The organism is Massilia alkalitolerans DSM 17462 (assembly GCF_000427785.1).
In the GTDB taxonomy this organism is placed as follows: domain Bacteria; phylum Pseudomonadota; class Gammaproteobacteria; order Burkholderiales; family Burkholderiaceae_D; genus Telluria; species Telluria alkalitolerans.
Genome location: NZ_ATYR01000018.1, coordinates 107,667 through 123,994, shown reverse-complemented (window position 1 = coordinate 123,994; position 16,328 = coordinate 107,667). Strand labels below are relative to the sequence as shown.

16 protein-coding genes are annotated in these 16,328 nt (G+C 66.3%); 7 read left to right on the top strand and 9 right to left on the bottom strand.

All coding sequences use genetic code 11. The features are described 5' to 3' along the window. Positions 1-184 precede the first annotated feature (184 nt). A complete protein-coding gene (ybiB, locus tag YWC_RS0118445) occupies positions 185-1,144 on the bottom strand; it encodes a DNA-binding protein YbiB (protein ID WP_027866715.1) in 960 nt (319 codons plus the stop codon). A gap of 120 nt (positions 1,145-1,264) precedes the next feature. Between ybiB and YWC_RS0118440 the strand changes: the two genes are divergently transcribed. The 3 genes from YWC_RS0118440 to YWC_RS0118430 all read left to right on the top strand — a co-directional run bounded on the left by YWC_RS0118440 (position 1,265) and on the right by YWC_RS0118430 (position 4,474). Further along, entirely contained in the window at positions 1,265-2,326 is a 1,062-nt protein-coding gene (locus YWC_RS0118440; protein ID WP_036214957.1) for a 3-deoxy-7-phosphoheptulonate synthase, read from the top strand. Positions 2,327-2,469: 143 nt separating this feature from the next. Next, positions 2,470-3,510 (top strand): tRNA (adenosine(37)-N6)-threonylcarbamoyltransferase complex transferase subunit TsaD, encoded by a 1,041-nt coding sequence (gene tsaD, locus YWC_RS0118435; protein ID WP_027866713.1) that lies wholly within the window; start codon positions 2,470-2,472, stop codon positions 3,508-3,510. Positions 3,511-3,631: 121 nt separating this feature from the next. Next, a complete protein-coding gene (locus tag YWC_RS0118430; RefSeq protein WP_027866712.1) occupies positions 3,632-4,474 on the top strand; it encodes an endonuclease/exonuclease/phosphatase family protein in 843 nt (280 codons plus the stop codon). 3 nt (positions 4,475-4,477) lie between these two features. On the opposite strand, the gene YWC_RS0118425 is transcribed toward YWC_RS0118430, so the two are convergent. The 3 genes from YWC_RS0118425 to YWC_RS0118415 form a co-directional block, all read right to left on the bottom strand. After that, entirely contained in the window at positions 4,478-5,143 is a 666-nt protein-coding gene (locus YWC_RS0118425; RefSeq protein ID WP_027866711.1) for a DsbA family oxidoreductase, read from the bottom strand. 132 nt (positions 5,144-5,275) lie between these two features. Then, positions 5,276-5,896 carry a glycerol-3-phosphate 1-O-acyltransferase PlsY gene (gene plsY, locus YWC_RS0118420; protein ID WP_027866710.1) on the bottom strand — a complete coding sequence of 207 codons (621 nt, stop codon included), beginning with the start codon at positions 5,894-5,896 and terminating at the stop codon, positions 5,276-5,278. Positions 5,897-5,970: 74 nt separating this feature from the next. Next, positions 5,971-6,462: an aminoacyl-tRNA deacylase gene (locus tag YWC_RS0118415; protein ID WP_027866709.1), complete on the bottom strand. Its 492-nt coding sequence runs from the start codon at positions 6,460-6,462 to the stop codon at positions 5,971-5,973. 38 nt (positions 6,463-6,500) lie between these two features. On the opposite strand from YWC_RS0118415, the gene YWC_RS0118410 reads away from it, so the two are divergent. Both YWC_RS0118410 and YWC_RS0118405 read left to right on the top strand, forming a co-directional pair. After that, the gene (locus YWC_RS0118410) at positions 6,501-7,475 is read left to right on the top strand and encodes an endonuclease/exonuclease/phosphatase family protein (RefSeq protein WP_027866708.1); all 975 of its coding nucleotides are present in this window, start codon (positions 6,501-6,503) and stop codon (positions 7,473-7,475) included. A gap of 93 nt (positions 7,476-7,568) precedes the next feature. Next, positions 7,569-7,973, top strand: coding sequence for a hypothetical protein (locus tag YWC_RS0118405; protein ID WP_027866707.1), 405 nt, complete (start codon positions 7,569-7,571; stop codon positions 7,971-7,973). Here the strand turns inward: YWC_RS0118405 and YWC_RS29960 are convergent, their stop codons facing one another. From YWC_RS29960 to YWC_RS0118380, 5 genes are all read right to left on the bottom strand, one after another. Further along, complete coding sequence (locus YWC_RS29960) at positions 7,974-10,199, bottom strand: putative bifunctional diguanylate cyclase/phosphodiesterase (RefSeq protein WP_229413136.1); 2,226 nt, start codon at positions 10,197-10,199, stop codon at positions 7,974-7,976. Between the two features lie 284 nt (positions 10,200-10,483). Then, entirely contained in the window at positions 10,484-10,654 is a 171-nt protein-coding gene (locus YWC_RS33380; protein WP_169728135.1) for a hypothetical protein, read from the bottom strand. 84 nt (positions 10,655-10,738) lie between these two features. Next, the gene (xerD, locus tag YWC_RS0118390; protein WP_027866706.1) at positions 10,739-11,644 is read right to left on the bottom strand and encodes a site-specific tyrosine recombinase XerD; all 906 of its coding nucleotides are present in this window, start codon (positions 11,642-11,644) and stop codon (positions 10,739-10,741) included. Continuing rightward, complete coding sequence (locus YWC_RS0118385; RefSeq protein WP_027866705.1) at positions 11,617-12,141, bottom strand: methylated-DNA--[protein]-cysteine S-methyltransferase; 525 nt, start codon at positions 12,139-12,141, stop codon at positions 11,617-11,619. Before YWC_RS0118385 ends, xerD begins: the two co-directional genes overlap by 28 nt. Positions 12,142-12,522: 381 nt before the next feature. Next, positions 12,523-13,527 carry a TRAP transporter substrate-binding protein gene (locus tag YWC_RS0118380; RefSeq protein ID WP_051306552.1) on the bottom strand — a complete coding sequence of 335 codons (1,005 nt, stop codon included), beginning with the start codon at positions 13,525-13,527 and terminating at the stop codon, positions 12,523-12,525. A gap of 112 nt (positions 13,528-13,639) precedes the next feature. On the opposite strand from YWC_RS0118380, the gene YWC_RS0118375 reads away from it, so the two are divergent. Then, positions 13,640-15,643 carry a PAS domain-containing sensor histidine kinase gene (locus tag YWC_RS0118375; protein ID WP_027866703.1) on the top strand — a complete coding sequence of 668 codons (2,004 nt, stop codon included), beginning with the start codon at positions 13,640-13,642 and terminating at the stop codon, positions 15,641-15,643. A 59-nt stretch (positions 15,644-15,702) separates the two neighbouring features. Beyond that, the gene (locus YWC_RS0118370; RefSeq protein WP_027866702.1) at positions 15,703-16,299 is read left to right on the top strand and encodes a response regulator transcription factor; all 597 of its coding nucleotides are present in this window, start codon (positions 15,703-15,705) and stop codon (positions 16,297-16,299) included. Positions 16,300-16,328: the final 29 nt, after the last annotated feature.

The following is a 16,328-nucleotide window of genomic DNA, read 5'->3' as shown; positions in this document are numbered from 1 at the left end:
TTTCGATCCACACTTCCTCCCCACGCTCGGTCACCCTCACGCAGTTGTGCTTCACTTCGCTCACTGTGGTCAGCTCACGGCGGGACTTTCACCCACAAGAGTGCGCTCATGCTGAGCGCACAACAAAAGGCCATCCCAAAGGGATGACCTTTCGCCTGCGAAGGAAAAACGCGGGGCTGCCGTGTCAGCGGCGCAAGCCGCGCGCGACCTCGACGCAATGTGCAGCCTGAGCCGCGATCGGCGGCGGAATCGGGACCTCGCCGCGCAAGGCGGCCGCAATCCAGGCCGCGGTGGTGGCCGTGTCGCGCGCCTCCGGCACTTCGGCCAGCTGGTCGGTGGGCGCGTCGCGTTCGACCAGCAGGCTGCGTTGGCCGCCGTGGAACCAGTCGATCCGCGGAGCGCGGTGCGGATTGGCGACGGTCTCTCCTTCGGTGCCGCGCATCAGGAAGGCGTCGCCGCGCTCGGGCGGGGCGGCCGTCGAGAAGTACTCGCCCAGCGTCTCCAGGTATTCCGGATGGGTGTAGGACACGAGACGCAGCGCCGGCCCCTCGAAAGGCTGCAGGATTTTCACCAGCGTATGGGTCGAGTTGCGCACGCCGAGGATGCGGCGCAGCGACAGCATGTGGGCCAGGCTCGGCGCCAGGTTCTCGATCGGGATGAAGGCGGGACGGCGGCTGGCGAAGGCGTCGAGGATATCGGCGCTCGTACCCGCTTCTGCCAGGCCGAGTTCAAGCAGGATCTCGCTCGTGGTGATGCGGCCCGGGTCCTTGCGTACGCCGTGCACCAGGACCGGCACGCCCTCGCGCGCCAGCAGCAGGGCCAGCAGCGGAGTCAGGTTGGCCAGCTTGCGCGCGCCGTTGTAGCTCGGGATCAGTACCGGGGCATAGTCTCCCGGCGGGCTCGGCAAGGGCGCGAACGCGCTTTCGGCCGCATCCATGAAGCCCGCCAGTTCTTCCACCGACTCGCCCTTGATGCGCATCGCCAGCAGGATCGCGCCCAGTTCGAGGTCGGAGACCCGCCCTTCCAGCATGGCCGCGTACAGCGCGCGGGCATCCTCGCGCGACATGCTGCGCGCACCTTTCACGCCACGGCCGATTTCCTTGATGAAGGGGGCGGCGGCAAAGCCTTCGATGTTCTTGTCCATGGCGCAAGCATACAACGCCTGTGCGCGGCCCGTGCGCGCCGGCCTGAGTTTTTGGGCAGCAGTGTGCAAGTGCAGCAATTTCGGTCTACACTGGATATTCCCTTTAGAAACCACCGCACCATGATCAACACGCCTGCCATTGAAAATACCAACGTCAGTTCGTTCGGGCAGATGCCGACGCCGACCGAACTCCACGCCACGCTGCCGCTGTCCGACAAGGCCTTTGCCACCGTGATGGCAGGCCGCGAAACCCTGCGCAACATTCTCGACCGCAAGGACAAGCGCCTGTTCGTGGTCGTCGGGCCCTGCTCGATCCACGATCCGGAAGCCGGCCTGGATTATGCGCGCCGCCTCAAGACGCTGCAGGCCGAAGTGGCCGACACGATGGTGCTGGTGATGCGTGTGTATTTCGAAAAGCCGCGCACCACCACCGGCTGGAAGGGCTATATCAACGACCCGTTCATGGACGACTCCTTCCGCGTCGACGTCGGCATGGAACGCGCGCGCCGCTTCCTGCTCGACGTGTGCGAACTGGGCCTGCCCACCGCCACGGAAGCGCTGGACCCGATCTCGCCGCAGTACCTGGGCGACCTGATTGCCTGGACCGCCATCGGGGCCAGGACCACCGAATCGCAGACCCACCGCGAAATGTCCTCCGGCCTGTCGACCCCGGTCGGTTTCAAGAACGGCACCGACGGCGACGTCTCGATCGCGATCAACGCCGTGCTGTCCTCGGCCAACCCGCACGCCTTCCTGGGCATCAATGGCCAGGGCACGGTCTCGATCGTGCGCACCAGCGGCAACGCCTATGGCCACGTGGTGCTGCGCGGCGGCGGCGGCCGTCCGAACTACGATTCGGTGTCGGTGGCGATCGCCGAGCAGGCCCTGCAGAAGGCCAAGCTGCCGGCCAACCTGGTGGTGGATTGCTCGCATGCAAACAGCTACAAGAAGCCGGAACTGCAACCGCTGGTGATGTCGGACGTGATCCAGCAGATCAGGCACGGCAACCGCTCGCTGGTGGGCGTGATGATCGAATCGAACATCGTCAGCGGCAGCCAGGCGATTCCGGAAGACCTGTCGCAGCTGAAGTATGGCTGCTCGGTGACCGATGGCTGCATCGGCTGGGAAGAGACCGAGGCGATGCTGCGGAGCGCGCACAAGGAACTGTTGCAGCGTCCGTAAGGAATTGCTGTCGGCTCCGCTCTCGTGCGGGATAATCTTGCTGCTAACTATCACCGCGTGGGGTGTTCTGGTCCAGTGGACCAGAACACGAGCCGCCCACCCTACGGTAAAATCTCGCTTTTCCTCCCTGCTGTTTCCCCCCCATGATTGTTCTCGGCGTCGAATCCTCCTGCGATGAAACCGGCCTGGCTCTGTACGACACCGAGCGCGGCCTGCTGTCCCATGCCCTGCACTCGCAGGTCGCCATGCACGAAGAGTATGGCGGCGTGGTGCCGGAACTCGCTTCGCGCGACCACATCCGCCGCGCCCTGCCGCTGCTGGAAGAGGTCCTGAAACGCGCGGACATGCCCGCATCGAACATCGATGCCATTGCCTACACCCAGGGCCCTGGCCTGGCCGGCGCGCTGCTGGTCGGCTCCTCGGTGGCCTGCTCGCTGGCCCTCGCCCTCGACAAGCCGGTGCTGGGCGTACACCACCTGGAAGGCCACCTGCTCTCGCCCCTGCTGGCCAGCGAGCGCCCGGAATTCCCCTTCATCGCCCTGCTCGTCTCGGGCGGCCACACCCAGCTGATGCGCGTGGACGGCGTCGGCCGCTACACCCTGCTGGGCGAGACCCTCGACGATGCCGCCGGCGAAGCCTTCGACAAGTCGGCCAAGCTGCTCGGCCTGGGCTATCCGGGCGGCCCGGCGATCTCGCGCCTGGCCGAGTTCGGCGATCCGCTTGCCTACACGCTGCCGCGCCCGATGCTGCATTCGAAGGATTTCAATTTCAGCTTCTCGGGCCTGAAGACCGCCGTGCTGACGGTGGTGAAGAACCACGAAGAGAAGGTGGTGGCGAATATCTGCGAGCAGGACAAGGCCAATATCGCGCGCGGCTTCGTCGACGCCATCGTCGAGGTCCTGACCGCCAAGTGCGTGAACGCGTTGAAACACACGGGCCTGAAGCGCCTGGTGATCGCCGGCGGCGTCGGCGCCAACCGCCAGCTGCGCGAATCGCTCGATGCCGCGGCCGCCAAGCGCAAGTTCAAGGTGTATTACCCGGAGCTGGAATTCTGCACCGACAACGGCGCCATGATCGCGTTTGCCGGCGCCATGCGCCTCGAGCGCAACCCGGATCTGGCCCAGCGCGACTACGCTTTCAACGTGCGTCCACGCTGGCCCCTGGACGAATTGGAAGCCGCCTGACAAGGCCTTTTACACTTGCTTTCAACATTGAACTTGCAAGCCTGACATCGATCCTACGGTGTGACCGCCCCTTGCCAAACGATGGCAATATCCGACGGTTAAGTTTTACGGAGGGTGTGTGATGCGCGTTGTAAGTTGGAACATTCGTTGGGGTTGTGGCAAGGACGGCCGGATCCGCATTCATGCGATCATCGACGTCCTGCGACGGCTGAATCCGGATGTCGTGTGTCTGCAAGAAGTAGCGGCCAATCACTCGGAACTGGAAGGCAGCGCCACCGCCAACCAGTTCAAGCAGCTGGGCGGCGCCTTCGGCGGCTACCATTCCATGGAGCACGCCCCAAGCGAACTCTACAAGAACAACTCGCCCCGCCTGTTCGGCAACCTGATCCTCTCGCGCTACCGCATTTCGCAGGTGCACCGCCACCTGCTGCCCTGGCCGGCCGACCCGGAGAACCCGGCCGGCATGCCGCGCGGCCTGATGGAAACCGTGATCGATGCGCCCAGCGGCAAGCTGCGCCTGATGACCACCCACCTCGAGTACTATTCGGCGCTGCAGCGCAGGGCGCAGGTGCAGCGCATCCGCGAACTGCACGCCGAGGCCAGCGCCCGCGCCCGCATCTTCCAGCCGGACCCGAGCCTGGACGCGCCCTTCCAGCTGGGTTTCCGTCCGGCATCCAGCATTCTCTGCGGCGACTTCAATTTCACCCCGGATTCGAGCGACTACCAGGCCATGCTGGCGCCGATCGACGATGCCCCGGCCTTTGTCGATGCCTGGCGCGTCGCCCACGGCGGCGTGGCGCGCGCCCCGACCACCGGCCTGCACGGCTACCCGTGGCCGGACAAGCCGGACTGCTACGACTACTTCTTCGTCACCGACGACCTGGCGCCGCGCGTAGCGACGGTCGAGGTGCAGTCCGAGACCGCCGCGTCGGACCACCAGCCGGTCGTGCTCGACCTGAAGTAATTCTTACTGCTGGGCAGCAGCGTCACTCTGCGCCGCGATCTCGCGCAGCGCCTGCTCGAACACTTCCGGCGGCTGGCCGCCCGAGATCAGGTGGCGCTGGTTGATGATGATGGCCGGCACCGAGTGGATGCCGGCGCGCTGGAAGAACTGCTCGCGCTCGCGCACCTCGTCGGCGTACTCGTCGGATTCCAGGATGCGCTTGGCCCGCTCGCGGTCCAGGCCGACACGCTCGACGACGTCCAGCAGCACGTCGTGGCAGCTCGGGTCCTGGCAATGGGTGAAATAGGCCTCGAACAGGCCCATCTTGAGGTCGCGCTGGCGGCCCTCTTCCTCGGCCCAGGACAGCAGGCGGTGCGCATCGAAGGTGTTGTAGATGCGGCCGCGCCGCTCCATGTCGAAGCTGAAGCCGACGTCCGCGCCGCGCTGGCGGATCATCTCGCGGCTGCTGGCCTGCTGCTCGGCGGTGGCGCCGTATTTCTCGGTGATGTGCTCGACGATGTCCTGGCCGTCCGGACCCATGTTCGGATTCAGCTCGAAGGGCTGGAAGTGCATGTCGGCCGCGACCTCTCCCTTGACGCGGCCGAGCGCCAGCTCCAGCGAGCTCAGGCCGATCGCGCACCAGGGGCAGGAGACGTCCGAGACGAAATCGATGCGGAGTTGTTTGCTCATGAGGGTGCCACCTTTCAAGTTCGTTGCGGCACCGCAGGTGCCTGATGGCGATATGGTAACGCGATGCGGCTTTTTCGGTGCGCCATGAAAAATGGGGAGCATTGCTCCCCATGTTGCCGGCACACGCCCGCCCTATTTCCTGGCGGCGCCCTTGGCCTTGCTGCCGATCTTCGATTCCTTGCCCGCCATCAGGTTTCCGATATTGCTGCTGTGGCGCCACAGCAGCAGCGCGCTCATCGCCGCCACCGCGAACAGGATCTCGTCCGCCCCGAAGAGCAGGCCGTAGTAGAAGGGCGCGAAGATCGACGCGATCAGCGCCGCCAGCGAGGAATACCGGAAGGCATAGGCCACGATCAGCCAGGTCGCCAGCGTCGCCAGTCCCAGCCACACATTAATCCCGAGCAGCACGCCGAGCGCGGTCGCCACGCCCTTGCCGCCCACGAACTTGAAGAACACCGGCCACAGGTGGCCCAGGAACACGGCGATCGCGACCAGGGCGATGCCGCCGTCGTCGAGGCCGTACTGCGGGCCGAACTTGACCGCCAGCCAGACCGCGAGCCAGCCCTTGGCGGCGTCGCCGACCAGGGTCGCGATCGCGGCCTTCTTGCTGCCGCTGCGCAGCACGTTGGTGGCGCCCGGGTTCTTGGAACCGTAGGTGCGCGGGTCGGACAGGCCGAAGGCGCGGCTCATCACGACGGCGAAGGAAATCGAGCCGATCAGGTAGGCGGCAATGGTGGCGATCAGGGTGTTCATGTCACTTTCTTACTATTTTGTCGGTCTGGACCTCAGGCGCTCGGACTATACACAGTGAGCATGCCCTTTGGCAATCATTCCGCCAGCGCGCACTGCACCGGCTTCGCGCCCAGCGTCGCGGTCAGCACGCCGGGGGCGATGCCGACCAGGTAACCGCGGCGGCCGCCGTTGATGTAGATCTTGTCCAGCGCCAGGATTGATTCCTCGACGTACACCGGCATCGCCTTGCGCACGCCGAAGGGCGAGGTGCCGCCAACCAGGAAGCCGGAATGGCGCTGCGCCACCTCCGGCTTGCAAGGCTCGACCGACTTGCAGGGAATCGCGCGCGCCAGGTTCTTGGTCGACACCTTGCGGTCGCCGTGCATCAGCACGATCAGCGGCCGCGCCGCTTCGTCCTGCATCACCAGGGTCTTGACGACATTGTGCTCAGGCACACCCAGTTCGCGCGAAGAGACGGCCGTGCCGCCGTGCTTCTCGTACTCGTAGGGATGTTCGGTAAAAACCACGCCGTGCTTGCGCAGGAACTGCGTCGCGGGTGTCTCAGATACGTGCTCTTTCTTGGCCATGCGTGGTACGCTTAAGACGAACATAAGGGGTTTCTATTATGCAGCAAGAAATTCGCTTTGCCACCTTCAACACCTTCAACCTGGCCCCGCCGGGCATGCGCTGCTACGAAAATCTCGCTCCCTGCACGCCGGAGGAATACGAGGCCAAGCTGGACTGGACCGCGCACCAGATCGACCTGCTCAATGCCGACGTGATCGGCTTTCAGGAAATTTTCTCGCAGTCCACGCTGCGCGAGGTGCTGGCGCGCACCCGGCGCTTTCGCGAAGCGGTCCACCTGGGTTTCGATCCCGACCCGGAGGCGCCTCGCCTGACCCCGAGCGTGGCCCTGGTCTCGCGCCTGCCGGTACTGAGCCACCCACGCGCCATGGCCATGTTTCCCGACAACGTGGCCATGCCGCCGGGCAGCCGCGACCCCGACCGTTTCACGCGCGCGCCACTGCATGCCGAGGTCGAACTGGCGCCCGGCATCGTCATCGACGTGATCGTCGTGCACCTGAAATCGCGCCGCCCCGACTACCGCAGCAGCGACACCGGCGAAGACCCGAACCTGTACGCCCTCGCCTGCCTGCGCTCGCTGATCCGGCGCGGCACCGAGGCCACCGCCCTGCGCGTGCTGCTCACCGACATGGCGCGCGACAAGCAACGCCCGCGCATCGTGCTGGGCGACTTCAACGACGTCGCCGATTCGGTGACCACGGAGATCGTGCTGGGCGAGGGCGCGCCACTGGGCGAGCGCATGTTCGACGCCGCGCGCCTGCACATGCACCAGGACAACTTGCGCAGCGTCGGCTTCTCGATCGTGCACGAAAGCCGGCACTCGACCATCGACCATATCCTGGTGTCGCAGGAATTCAATCCGGTGCTGCCGAATGCGATCGGCGAGGTGGTCGACGTGGTGTACCTGAACGACCACCTGAACCTGGGGTTGCCGGAAGCCTCGGACCACGGGCAGGTGCTGGCGCGCATCCGCCTGTATTCGCAGGCCGGCCAGGCCGGCGGCGGGGAGCGCTGAGCGGCCTGGCCGCGGCCGTGACATTTCGCGCATGTTTGGCGCCGCGGAGTCGCTAGACTCTTTTCCCGGAACCACTCTTGGAGGAGAAAGCAAGTGTTGTCGAAAGCCCAGACCGAGCGCATTGCCGATGAACTGCTCGAACAGGCCCGCGCCAGCAGGTTCGGCTTCCCGGACCCGTCCGGCATGCCGGTGGCGCCACTGTACCAGTGCCGCAGCATGCGGCGCCTGCCGCCGGGATTGCAAACGGAAATCGTGCGCAAGGCCAGGCTGGCGGTCGGATCTTCCCCCTGGTTCGTCCTCGCGGTGGTGGCGTGGATCGTGGCAATCGCGCTGGTGTATGTTTTCGAGCCGACCGTGCTCGGATTCAGGACAGTGCCCTCCGCGTTCATGATCCTGGCGCCGCTGGCGCCCCTGATGTTGCGGGAGCTAATGGTGCGCGGCGCGGCCAGGAAGATCGCGGAGCAGATGGACCCCTGGCCGGTGCCAGTGCGGATGTAATCAACGCAGCGCCGGATTGAAATCCGGCCGGGCGCTTGCCCCCGCTGCATAAAAACCCTGGTATTCGTCGCAGCCGTGCTGGCGCAGGAAGCGCAATTGTTCTTCGGTCTCGACGCCTTCGGCCACCACGCGCAGGCGCAGGCTGCGCGCCACCGCGATGATCGCCGGGATCAGGGCAGCGTCAAGCGGATCGTGCTCGATGTCGCTCACGAAGCTGCGGTCGATCTTCAGCTTCGACAGCGGGAAGCGGCGCAGCGACGACAGGCTAGACAGCCCGGTGCCGAAGCGGTCGATGGTCAGCTGCACCCCGCGTTCGCGCAGGGACTTCACGGTGTCGTCGAGCACGTGGTCGCCGCGCATGATGGCGCCCTCGGTGATCTCCAGGTCGAGCCAGGCCGGCGCCAGGCCGGACTGCGCCAGCGCGGCGTCCACCGTCTCGAGCAGGCGGCCGTGCAGGAACTGGATGTCGGACAGGTTCACCGCCACCGTCACCGCGTGGCCGGCGTCGCGCCAGGTGCGCGCCTGGGTGCAGGCTTCAACCAGTACCCATTCGCCGATCGGCACGATCAGGCCGCATTCCTCGGCCACCGGCAGGAACTCGTGCGGCAGCAGCAGCCCGCGTTCGGGATGGCGCCAGCGGATCAGCGCTTCCATGCCGATCACCTTGCCGGAGCCGACGTCGAGCTCGGGCTGGTACTCGAGCACGAATTCGCCGCGTTCGAGCGCCTGGCGCAGCCGCTTTTCCAGTTCGCCGCGCTCGAACACGCGCGCATTCATCTCGGGGCTGAAGAAGCGGAAGCTGCTGCGGCCGTTCTGCTTGGCGTGGTACATCGCCACGTCGGCATGGTGCATCAGGGTGTCGACGTCGCCGCCGTCGGTGGGACAGATGGCGATGCCGATCGAGGCCGACAGCGTCAGCTGCTGCCCCGCCACCTCGATGGGACGCGAGACCGCCCCCATCACGGCATTGGCGACGTGCGCGGCCTGGTCGACCCCGCCGATGTCGGCCAGCAGCACCACGAATTCGTCGCCGCCGAGCCGGCTGATGGTGTCGACCCGGCGCACGCAGCCGCGCAGGCGCGCGGCCACTTCGCGCAGCACCGCGTCGCCGGTCTGGTGGCCGTTGTTGTCGTTGATGGCCTTGAAGCGGTCGAGGTCGAGGAACAGGACCGCGAAACTGTCGCGCTGGCGGCGCCAGGTGGCCAGCGCCTGGTGCATGCGGTCGAGGAACAGGGCGCGGTTCGGCAGGCCGGTGAGGGTGTCGTGCTCGGCCTGGTGGCGCACCTGCGCCTCGGCCCGCTTGCGTTCGCTGATGTCGGAGAGCGTCGCCATGTAGCTGCTGGCGGCGCCATGCGGGTCGCGAATGGTGGTGAGCGCCACCCAGGCGGTGTAGTGCTCGCCGTTCTTGCGCACGGCGGGCAGCTCGCCCTGCCAGCGGTCGTTGCCGTCGAGCTGGGACCAGATGGTGTCGTAGAAGCCGCCCCCGCCGCTGCCGTCCTCCTTGTCCTCGCCCCAGGGCAGGCTGGCGAGCGTGGAACCGATGATGTCGGCGGCGTCGAAGCCGGTGATGGCGGTGAAGGCCTGGTTGACCGCCTGCACCCGGTATTCGGCATCCATGACGATGATGGCTTCGTGCGCGTTCTCGAACACCCGCGCCGCCTGGCTCAGGTTGTCTTCGACCTGCTTGCGCGCGGTGATGTCCACTTCCATGCAGAACACCTGCTGCGTGTGGCCGTCGCGCTTGACCGGGAAGTGGTTCGAATGCAGCCACAGGCGCCGGCCGGCGGCGGTCTCGACCCGCCAGTCGCGCGGCGCCGGCGCCTCGCCGTCGCGCCAGATGCCGGCGATGGTGTCGTCGAATTCGCGCTGCTGGTCGAGGTGGGACACCAGCTCGCGGAAGGGCTTGCCCAGCGCATGGCTGGCCGGGATGCCGAACAGCTGGGCGCAGGCATGGTTCCAGAAACGCACGATGCCGGCCCCATCGCGTGAATGAACGGCTACCGCCGGCGCCAGTTCGATCGCCGTCACGAAACGGTAGAGCCAGTCGAGCGCCTGGCGGCCGGGGCCGTCGAGCTCGACGGCTTCAGGCAGGGCGCCGGCCGCTGCCGGATGCGGCGCCGCAGGCGCCTGGAGACGGTCCTGGACGTGGCGGACAGGATCGGCAGGCAAGTCCAGCCCGCGCGGCCCACTGGGCCAGCCCGTCGGGTCTCGCGCTTGTTCGCTCACGGAAGAATCCTTTTCTAACGGAAACAGTCATGAGTGCCATGACAATCCCGTCATTCTTCCCCGCCCTGCCACCGTGGCGTTTGCGGGCACGCAAAAGCAGGCTTCGCCTGCATTCCGTCGCGCCCGGGCGGCATTCCAGACCCGTGTTTCAACCGCCCGTCGCATCCGGCTGGATGCCCCCGAAGCGCCTGGCTATATTGGCATCATGCGCAAGGAGCTCCACCCTCTTCGCCAGGACGGAGCCCGAGCGCGAAGCATTCCATGCCGGCCCCGCGGACCTGCCTTCAGGCGGCGTCCTGCGGGGCCGCTTCGCCCTGCTCTGCCTGCGGCTCGCCGCTGCTGCCTTCCTCGGTCTCGCGCTTGGCCTCCTGCTTGCGCTTGGCCTTCTCTTCCGCCTTGCGTTTCTTCTCGAGCTCGCGCTGTCGCTTTTCGTACTGGAAATTCGTCCGTGCCATGTTCACCTCGTTAGCAGTGGATGTGAAGGGTGATGATCGGTGCTGCAGGCCCATTATGGCCCACTGCTTGCGCGGCGGCTTGAATTAACCCCGCGGGTGGTGCTGCGCATGCAGATGCTTGAGGCGCTCGCGCGCAACATGCGTATAGATCTGTGTGGTCGAAATGTCGGCGTGGCCCAGCAGCAGCTGCACTACACGCAGGTCGGCGCCATGGTTCAACAAATGGGTGGCGAAGGCGTGGCGCAGGGTGTGCGGCGACAGCGGTCCCCCGATGCCGGCCTTTTGCGCATGCTTCTTGATCAGGATCCAGAACATCTGGCGCGTCATCGCCCCGCCGCGGCCGGTGACGAACAAGGCGTCGTCGACCTGCCCGTTCAGGATGATGCCGCGCGCATCCCGCAGGTAGCGCTCCAGCCAGCTGCGCGCCTCCTGGCCGAAAGGCACCAGGCGGGTCTTGCTGCCCTTGCCGGTGATGCGCAGCACGCCGTCATTCAAGCTGACTTCGACCAGTTTCAGGTCCACCAGTTCCGACACCCGCAGCCCGCTCGCATACATCAGCTCGAGCATGGTGCGTTCGCGCAGGCCCAGCGGCGTGGACACGTCCGGCGCCGCGAGCAGCGCCTCGACCTGGCTTTCGCTCAAGGTGTGGACGAAGCGGGTCGGCTGCTTGGCCGAGGCCATCTTCAGGCAGGGATCAATCGGGACCTGGTTGCGGCGCAGCGCCAGCCCGTAGAAGCGTTTCAATACCGACAAGCGCCGGTTCGCCGAACTGGGGCGCGTGTCGGCGTGGCGTTCGGCGAAATAGGCGGCGATGTCCTCGGGCTGCACGGCAAGCAGGCTGGCGCGCTGCGGCCGCTTGACTTCCAGCCAGCCGGCAAACAGCTTGAGGTCGCGGCGGTAGGCGTCGAGCGAATTTTTGGCCAGCCCCTGTTCCAGCCAGAGGGTGTCGCAGAACTCGTCGATCAGTCCCAGATCGATTGCTGCTGCCATGGGGATGCGGTGGCGCCTTCGTGGCGCAGCAGCCAGCGCTTGACCGACAGGTGGAAGCCGTTCTCGTCGTCCTGGTTCGAAAACCCGCCCAGGCCGCCGGATGCGGTAACGCGGTGGCAGGGAACGATGAGCGGAAACCAATTTGCGCCGCAGGCCTGGCCGACCGCGCGCGGGGCCGAGCCGATCATCTTGGCCAGCTGGCCGTAGGTCTTGACGCTGCCGCGCGGGATTGCAGAGATTTCGGACCAGACCCGGCGCTGGAACTCGGTACCGGCCTCGAACAGCGGCAGGTCGAAGCGGAAGTCGGGGTCTTGCAGGTAGTGCGCCACCTGGACGGCAGCGGCATCGGCCACCTCGTTGTCGGCGGCCTTTTCCTGGAACGAAGGCTGTAGATAGACCAGTTCGCGGACACGTCCGTCAGTGGTGCGGATCCCGATGGCGCCGAACGGCGCCGGGACGATGGCGTTGAACAAGGTGCTTGCCTGGTCGGTCTTCATTCCAGCATCTTAACCGCTGGGATGGCGCCCGGCCACCCCCAGCCAAGGCTTCCGGCGAAAAAAAAGCGCACCCTGAGGTGCGCTACAATTCGGGTCACGTCCCCGGCCGTTTAGCGGTGCTAACGGCTTCTGTAAAACGTGTGTCTCCTCGATTGTTCTCCGGTATGGATTACCGTGATTTTCTCTATGCTCCCCAAAACCGTGTGTGTTCTGTTCGCGTACGCACCATGTGGGTGCGAAGAGGCCCCATCATAACGCAAGCTTTTCGAGCAAACGTATCTTTTTGGCCACATTACCAAAAATTATTTTTAGATATGAAGAAAACGCATGAGCGTTCGCAAGGCCTGTCATGCAGCTGTCATAAGACGCTCTGATCAGTCCTTATCTGGCGACCTCGCGCTGGATCGCCTGCACCACGTCCTTGCCGATGCGCGCTTCCATCTGTGTGTACACCGGCTGCATGGCGCGCCGCCATTCGGCCTGCTGCTGCGGGCTGAGCGTATGGATAGTGGTGGTGCCGGCGCGCCGGATCGATTCCAGGGCCGCGTCATTGGTACGCTGGGCAATGGTCTTCTCGTAGGCGGTAGCCTCGGCCATGGCTTTTTCCAGCGTCTTGCGAATCCCGCCCGGCAGGCCGTCCCAGAACTTCTTGTTGACGATGACGGCGTAGCCCAGGTAGCCGTGGTTCGACACCGTCAGGTGCTTCTGCGACTCGTGCATGCGCTGGGTGTACATGTTCGAGGGCGTGTTCTCGGTGCCTTCCACCACGCCGTCGCGCAGGGCCGGCGTGGTTTCCGAAAACGCCAGCGCCAGCGGCTGGGCGCCCAGCACGCGCATCTGGACGTCCAGCACCTTGGAGGACTGGATGCGCATGCGCAGGCCGCGAAAATCGGATGGCGCCAGCAGCGGCTTGTTGGCCGACATCACCTTGAAACCATTGTCCCAGTAGGCCAGGCCGGTGATGCCCTTCGACTCGAGTTTACGCAGCAGGCCGCGCCCGATGCGCCCCTCCGTCACCGCATACAGCGCCTGCTTGGACGGGAAGATATACGGCAGGTCGAAGGCTTCGAATTCCTTCACGCCCAGCGGCGAGAACTTGGCCAGCGAGGGCGCCAGCATCTGCACCGCGCCCAGTTGCAGGGCTTCGAGCTCCTCGCGGTCCTTGTAGAGCTGGCTGTTCGGGTAGACTTGCACCTTCACCCGGCCGCGGGTCATCTGCTCGGCCAGGACCTTGAAGCGCTCGGCGGCGCGCCCTTTCGGCGTGTCCGGCGCGACCACGTGGCTGAACTTGATGATGATCGGCGCCTGCGCCCAGGCGGCGTTGCCCGTGACGGCGAGCAGTGCGGCGGCGAGGAATCGGATCTGCAGGGCGGCGGTTCGGTTCATCCTGGTGGGGAACGGGAATATGATGGGTGGGACCAGTCTGCGCGGCAGGCTTGCGGCGCGCCATCGTGGACTTCCACAATAGCCCGACAGTGTAACGAAGTACGGAGCATTAATGAAATTTCCCTTCACCCAGCAGCCGGACGCGCAGCGGGCGCGCTCCTGGCGCTGGCTGGTGCCGGTCCTGCTGGTGCTGCTGTTCCTGGCGGTGCTGATCTGGCTGCCCTGGCAGGCGCGCCAGATGGAGCAGACCGAACGCCAGGAACAGCTGATCGCCGACACGCTCTGGGTCGAGCAGACCCTGCGCTTCGAGCTGGCGCGCAGCGAGGAAGCGCTGGCCGGGCTGGGCGCCGACCTGGTGTCGCGACCGCCGCAGCAACAGCTCACCCCGCAGGCATTGCAGGCGCGCTTCCGCCAGATGTTCGAGAACGGCCATGAGCTGGTGCGCATCGTCTGGTATGACGCCGATGGCAAGGTCATGGCCAGCCACGGCCTGGAACCGCCCGCCGTCCTGCCCGCGCCGACCCGGCTGGCGGCCCAGGTGGCCGGCGCGACCCGGCGCGGCCGCTACAGCGAACCCTACGGCGCCAGCGACGCCACGCCGGGCGTGCTCGACTTCTACCTGCCGCTGTACGCCGGCGGCAAGCCGGCCGGCAGCCTGGTGGCCACCTACAGCCTGCAGATCCTGCTCGACGAAGCCGTACCCTGGTGGTTCGCCCAGGACAACGCCCTGACCCTGCTCGACCGCGAGGACGACCCGGTGGCGCGCCGCGCCGCCGGCGGTCCGGGACGGGGGGTGTATACGCACCGGCGCGAGCTCGACCTGCCGGGCGCGCTGGTGGTGCTGTCCACCGACAGCGTCAAGCGCGCGCCCCAGCTGCTGCCGAACCTGCTGGTGGGCTCGGTCATCGTGCTGGCCCTGGGCCTGGTGCTGAGCCTGGGCTCGCTGTGGCGCCACATCTCGCGCACGCTGGCGGCGGAGCGGGCGCTGCGCCAGCAGATGGCCTTCCGTACCGCGATGGAAAACTCCCTGATCACCGGCTTGCGCGCGCGCGACCTCGAGGGGCGTGTGACCTATGTGAACCGGGCCTTCTGCGAGATCGTCGGCCTGCCGGCGGAGGAACTGGTCGGCAAGAAGCCACCGATGCCCTACTGGGCGCCGGAAGTCATGGCCGAGTACGAGGAGCGCTTCGCCGGTGTCCTGTCGGGCAACATCACGCCCCAGTTCGAGACCGTGTTCCAGCGCCCGGACGGCGTGCGCGTGCCGGTGCTGGTCTACGAGGCGCCGCTGGTGGATGCCGACGGCCGCCAGACCGGCTGGATGAGTTCGATCCAGGACATCACCGACCGCAAGCGCGCCGAAGAGCTCAACCGCCAGCAGCAGGAAAAGCTGGAAACCAGCGCGCGCCTGGCCACCATGGGCGAGATGTCCTCGATGCTGGCGCACGAGCTGAACCAGCCGCTGGCGGCGATCTCGAGCTACACGGCCGGCGCCCTCAACGTGCTCGAACGCACCGGCAAGGCGGGCGAACCGGTGAATGCCGGCATGCTGCGGCATGCGCTGGAGCAGGCGCGCCAGCAGGCGCAGCGCGCCGGCCAGATCATCCGCAGCGTGCACGAGTTCGTGAAGAAGCGCGAGCCGCGCCGCGAGCCGGTCACCATCCCCAGCGTGGTCGAGGGGGTGCGCGCGCTGGTCGAGCTGCAGGCGCGCCAGGCCGGCGTCATCCTGCGCGTCGAGCTGCCGCCGCAACTGCCGAAGGTGGAGGCCGACCGCGTCATGCTGGAGCAGGTGCTGCTCAACCTCACCCGCAACGCGATCGAGGCGATGGTCGACACCCGGCTCGACCAGCGCGTGCTGCGCATCGGCGCTGCCCACGCCGATGGCATGGTGTCGGTGTCGGTGATCGACCGCGGCCACGGCATCTCGCCGGAGGTGGCGGCCGGGCTGTTCTCGCCCTTCTACTCGACCAAGCTTGACGGCATGGGCATGGGCCTGTCGATCTGCCGCACTGCGATCGAGTTCCACGGCGGCACGCTGACCCATGCGCCGAACCCCGGCGGCGGCACCATCTTCACGTTCTCGCTGCCGGCGCAAGCGGCGAGCGGGGCGCTGGGCTAAAATCCGGGTGCGACCCTTGCCGCAGATGATCAAGAATACCGAGGACGGAGACCCACCACATGCTGCACATCGTCGACGATGAAGACGTCATCCGCGACGCGCTCGCCTGGCTGGCGCAATCGCGCGGCCTGGAAGCGCGCGGCTACGCCAGCGGCGAAGAATTCCTCGCCGCCGTCGGCGCGTCCGCCCCCGGCACCGATGGCGCGCAGGGTGACTGCGTGCTGCTGGACGTGCGCATGCCCGGCATGAACGGCATCGCCGTTTTTGACCAGTTGGTAAAAAATGGCCTGAGTGCGCGCCTGCCCGTGATCTTCCTGACCGGCCACGGCGACGTGCCGATGGCGGTCGACTCGCTCAAGCGCGGCGCCTTCGATTTCTTCGAAAAACCCTTCAACGACAACGTGCTGATGGACCGCGTCGAGGAAGCGCTGGTTGCCTCGCGCAAGGCGCTCGATGCCGCCGCGGTGCAGGCGCGCCTGGCGACCCTGTCGGCGCGCGAGCGCGAAGTGCTTGACCTGATCCTGGCCGGCATGATGAACAAGGTGGTGGCCGACAAGCTCGGGATCAGCATGCGCACGGTGGAGGTGCACCGCGCCCATATCTTCGACAAGATGCAGGTCAAGACGGCGGTCGAGCTGGCGGGCCTGCTGAAGTGACTATGCCGGCACCGTTACCACAATTAATA

Coding starts and splice junctions, on each gene's coding strand:
- ybiB (WP_027866715.1), bottom strand. CDS start 1,144: ATGGACAAGAACATCGAAGGCTTTGCCGCCGCCCCCTTCATCAAGGAA.
- YWC_RS0118440 (WP_036214957.1), top strand. CDS start 1,265: ATGATCAACACGCCTGCCATTGAAAATACCAACGTCAGTTCGTTCGGG.
- tsaD (WP_027866713.1), top strand. CDS start 2,470: ATGATTGTTCTCGGCGTCGAATCCTCCTGCGATGAAACCGGCCTGGCT.
- YWC_RS0118430 (WP_027866712.1), top strand. CDS start 3,632: ATGCGCGTTGTAAGTTGGAACATTCGTTGGGGTTGTGGCAAGGACGGC.
- YWC_RS0118425 (WP_027866711.1), bottom strand. CDS start 5,143: ATGAGCAAACAACTCCGCATCGATTTCGTCTCGGACGTCTCCTGCCCC.
- plsY (WP_027866710.1), bottom strand. CDS start 5,896: ATGAACACCCTGATCGCCACCATTGCCGCCTACCTGATCGGCTCGATT.
- YWC_RS0118415 (WP_027866709.1), bottom strand. CDS start 6,462: ATGGCCAAGAAAGAGCACGTATCTGAGACACCCGCGACGCAGTTCCTG.
- YWC_RS0118410 (WP_027866708.1), top strand. CDS start 6,501: ATGCAGCAAGAAATTCGCTTTGCCACCTTCAACACCTTCAACCTGGCC.
- YWC_RS33380 (WP_169728135.1), bottom strand. CDS start 10,654: ATGGCACGGACGAATTTCCAGTACGAAAAGCGACAGCGCGAGCTCGAG.
- xerD (WP_027866706.1), bottom strand. CDS start 11,644: ATGGCAGCAGCAATCGATCTGGGACTGATCGACGAGTTCTGCGACACC.
- YWC_RS0118385 (WP_027866705.1), bottom strand. CDS start 12,141: ATGAAGACCGACCAGGCAAGCACCTTGTTCAACGCCATCGTCCCGGCG.
- YWC_RS0118380 (WP_051306552.1), bottom strand. CDS start 13,527: ATGAACCGAACCGCCGCCCTGCAGATCCGATTCCTCGCCGCCGCACTG.
- YWC_RS0118375 (WP_027866703.1), top strand. CDS start 13,640: ATGAAATTTCCCTTCACCCAGCAGCCGGACGCGCAGCGGGCGCGCTCC.
- YWC_RS0118370 (WP_027866702.1), top strand. CDS start 15,703: ATGCTGCACATCGTCGACGATGAAGACGTCATCCGCGACGCGCTCGCC.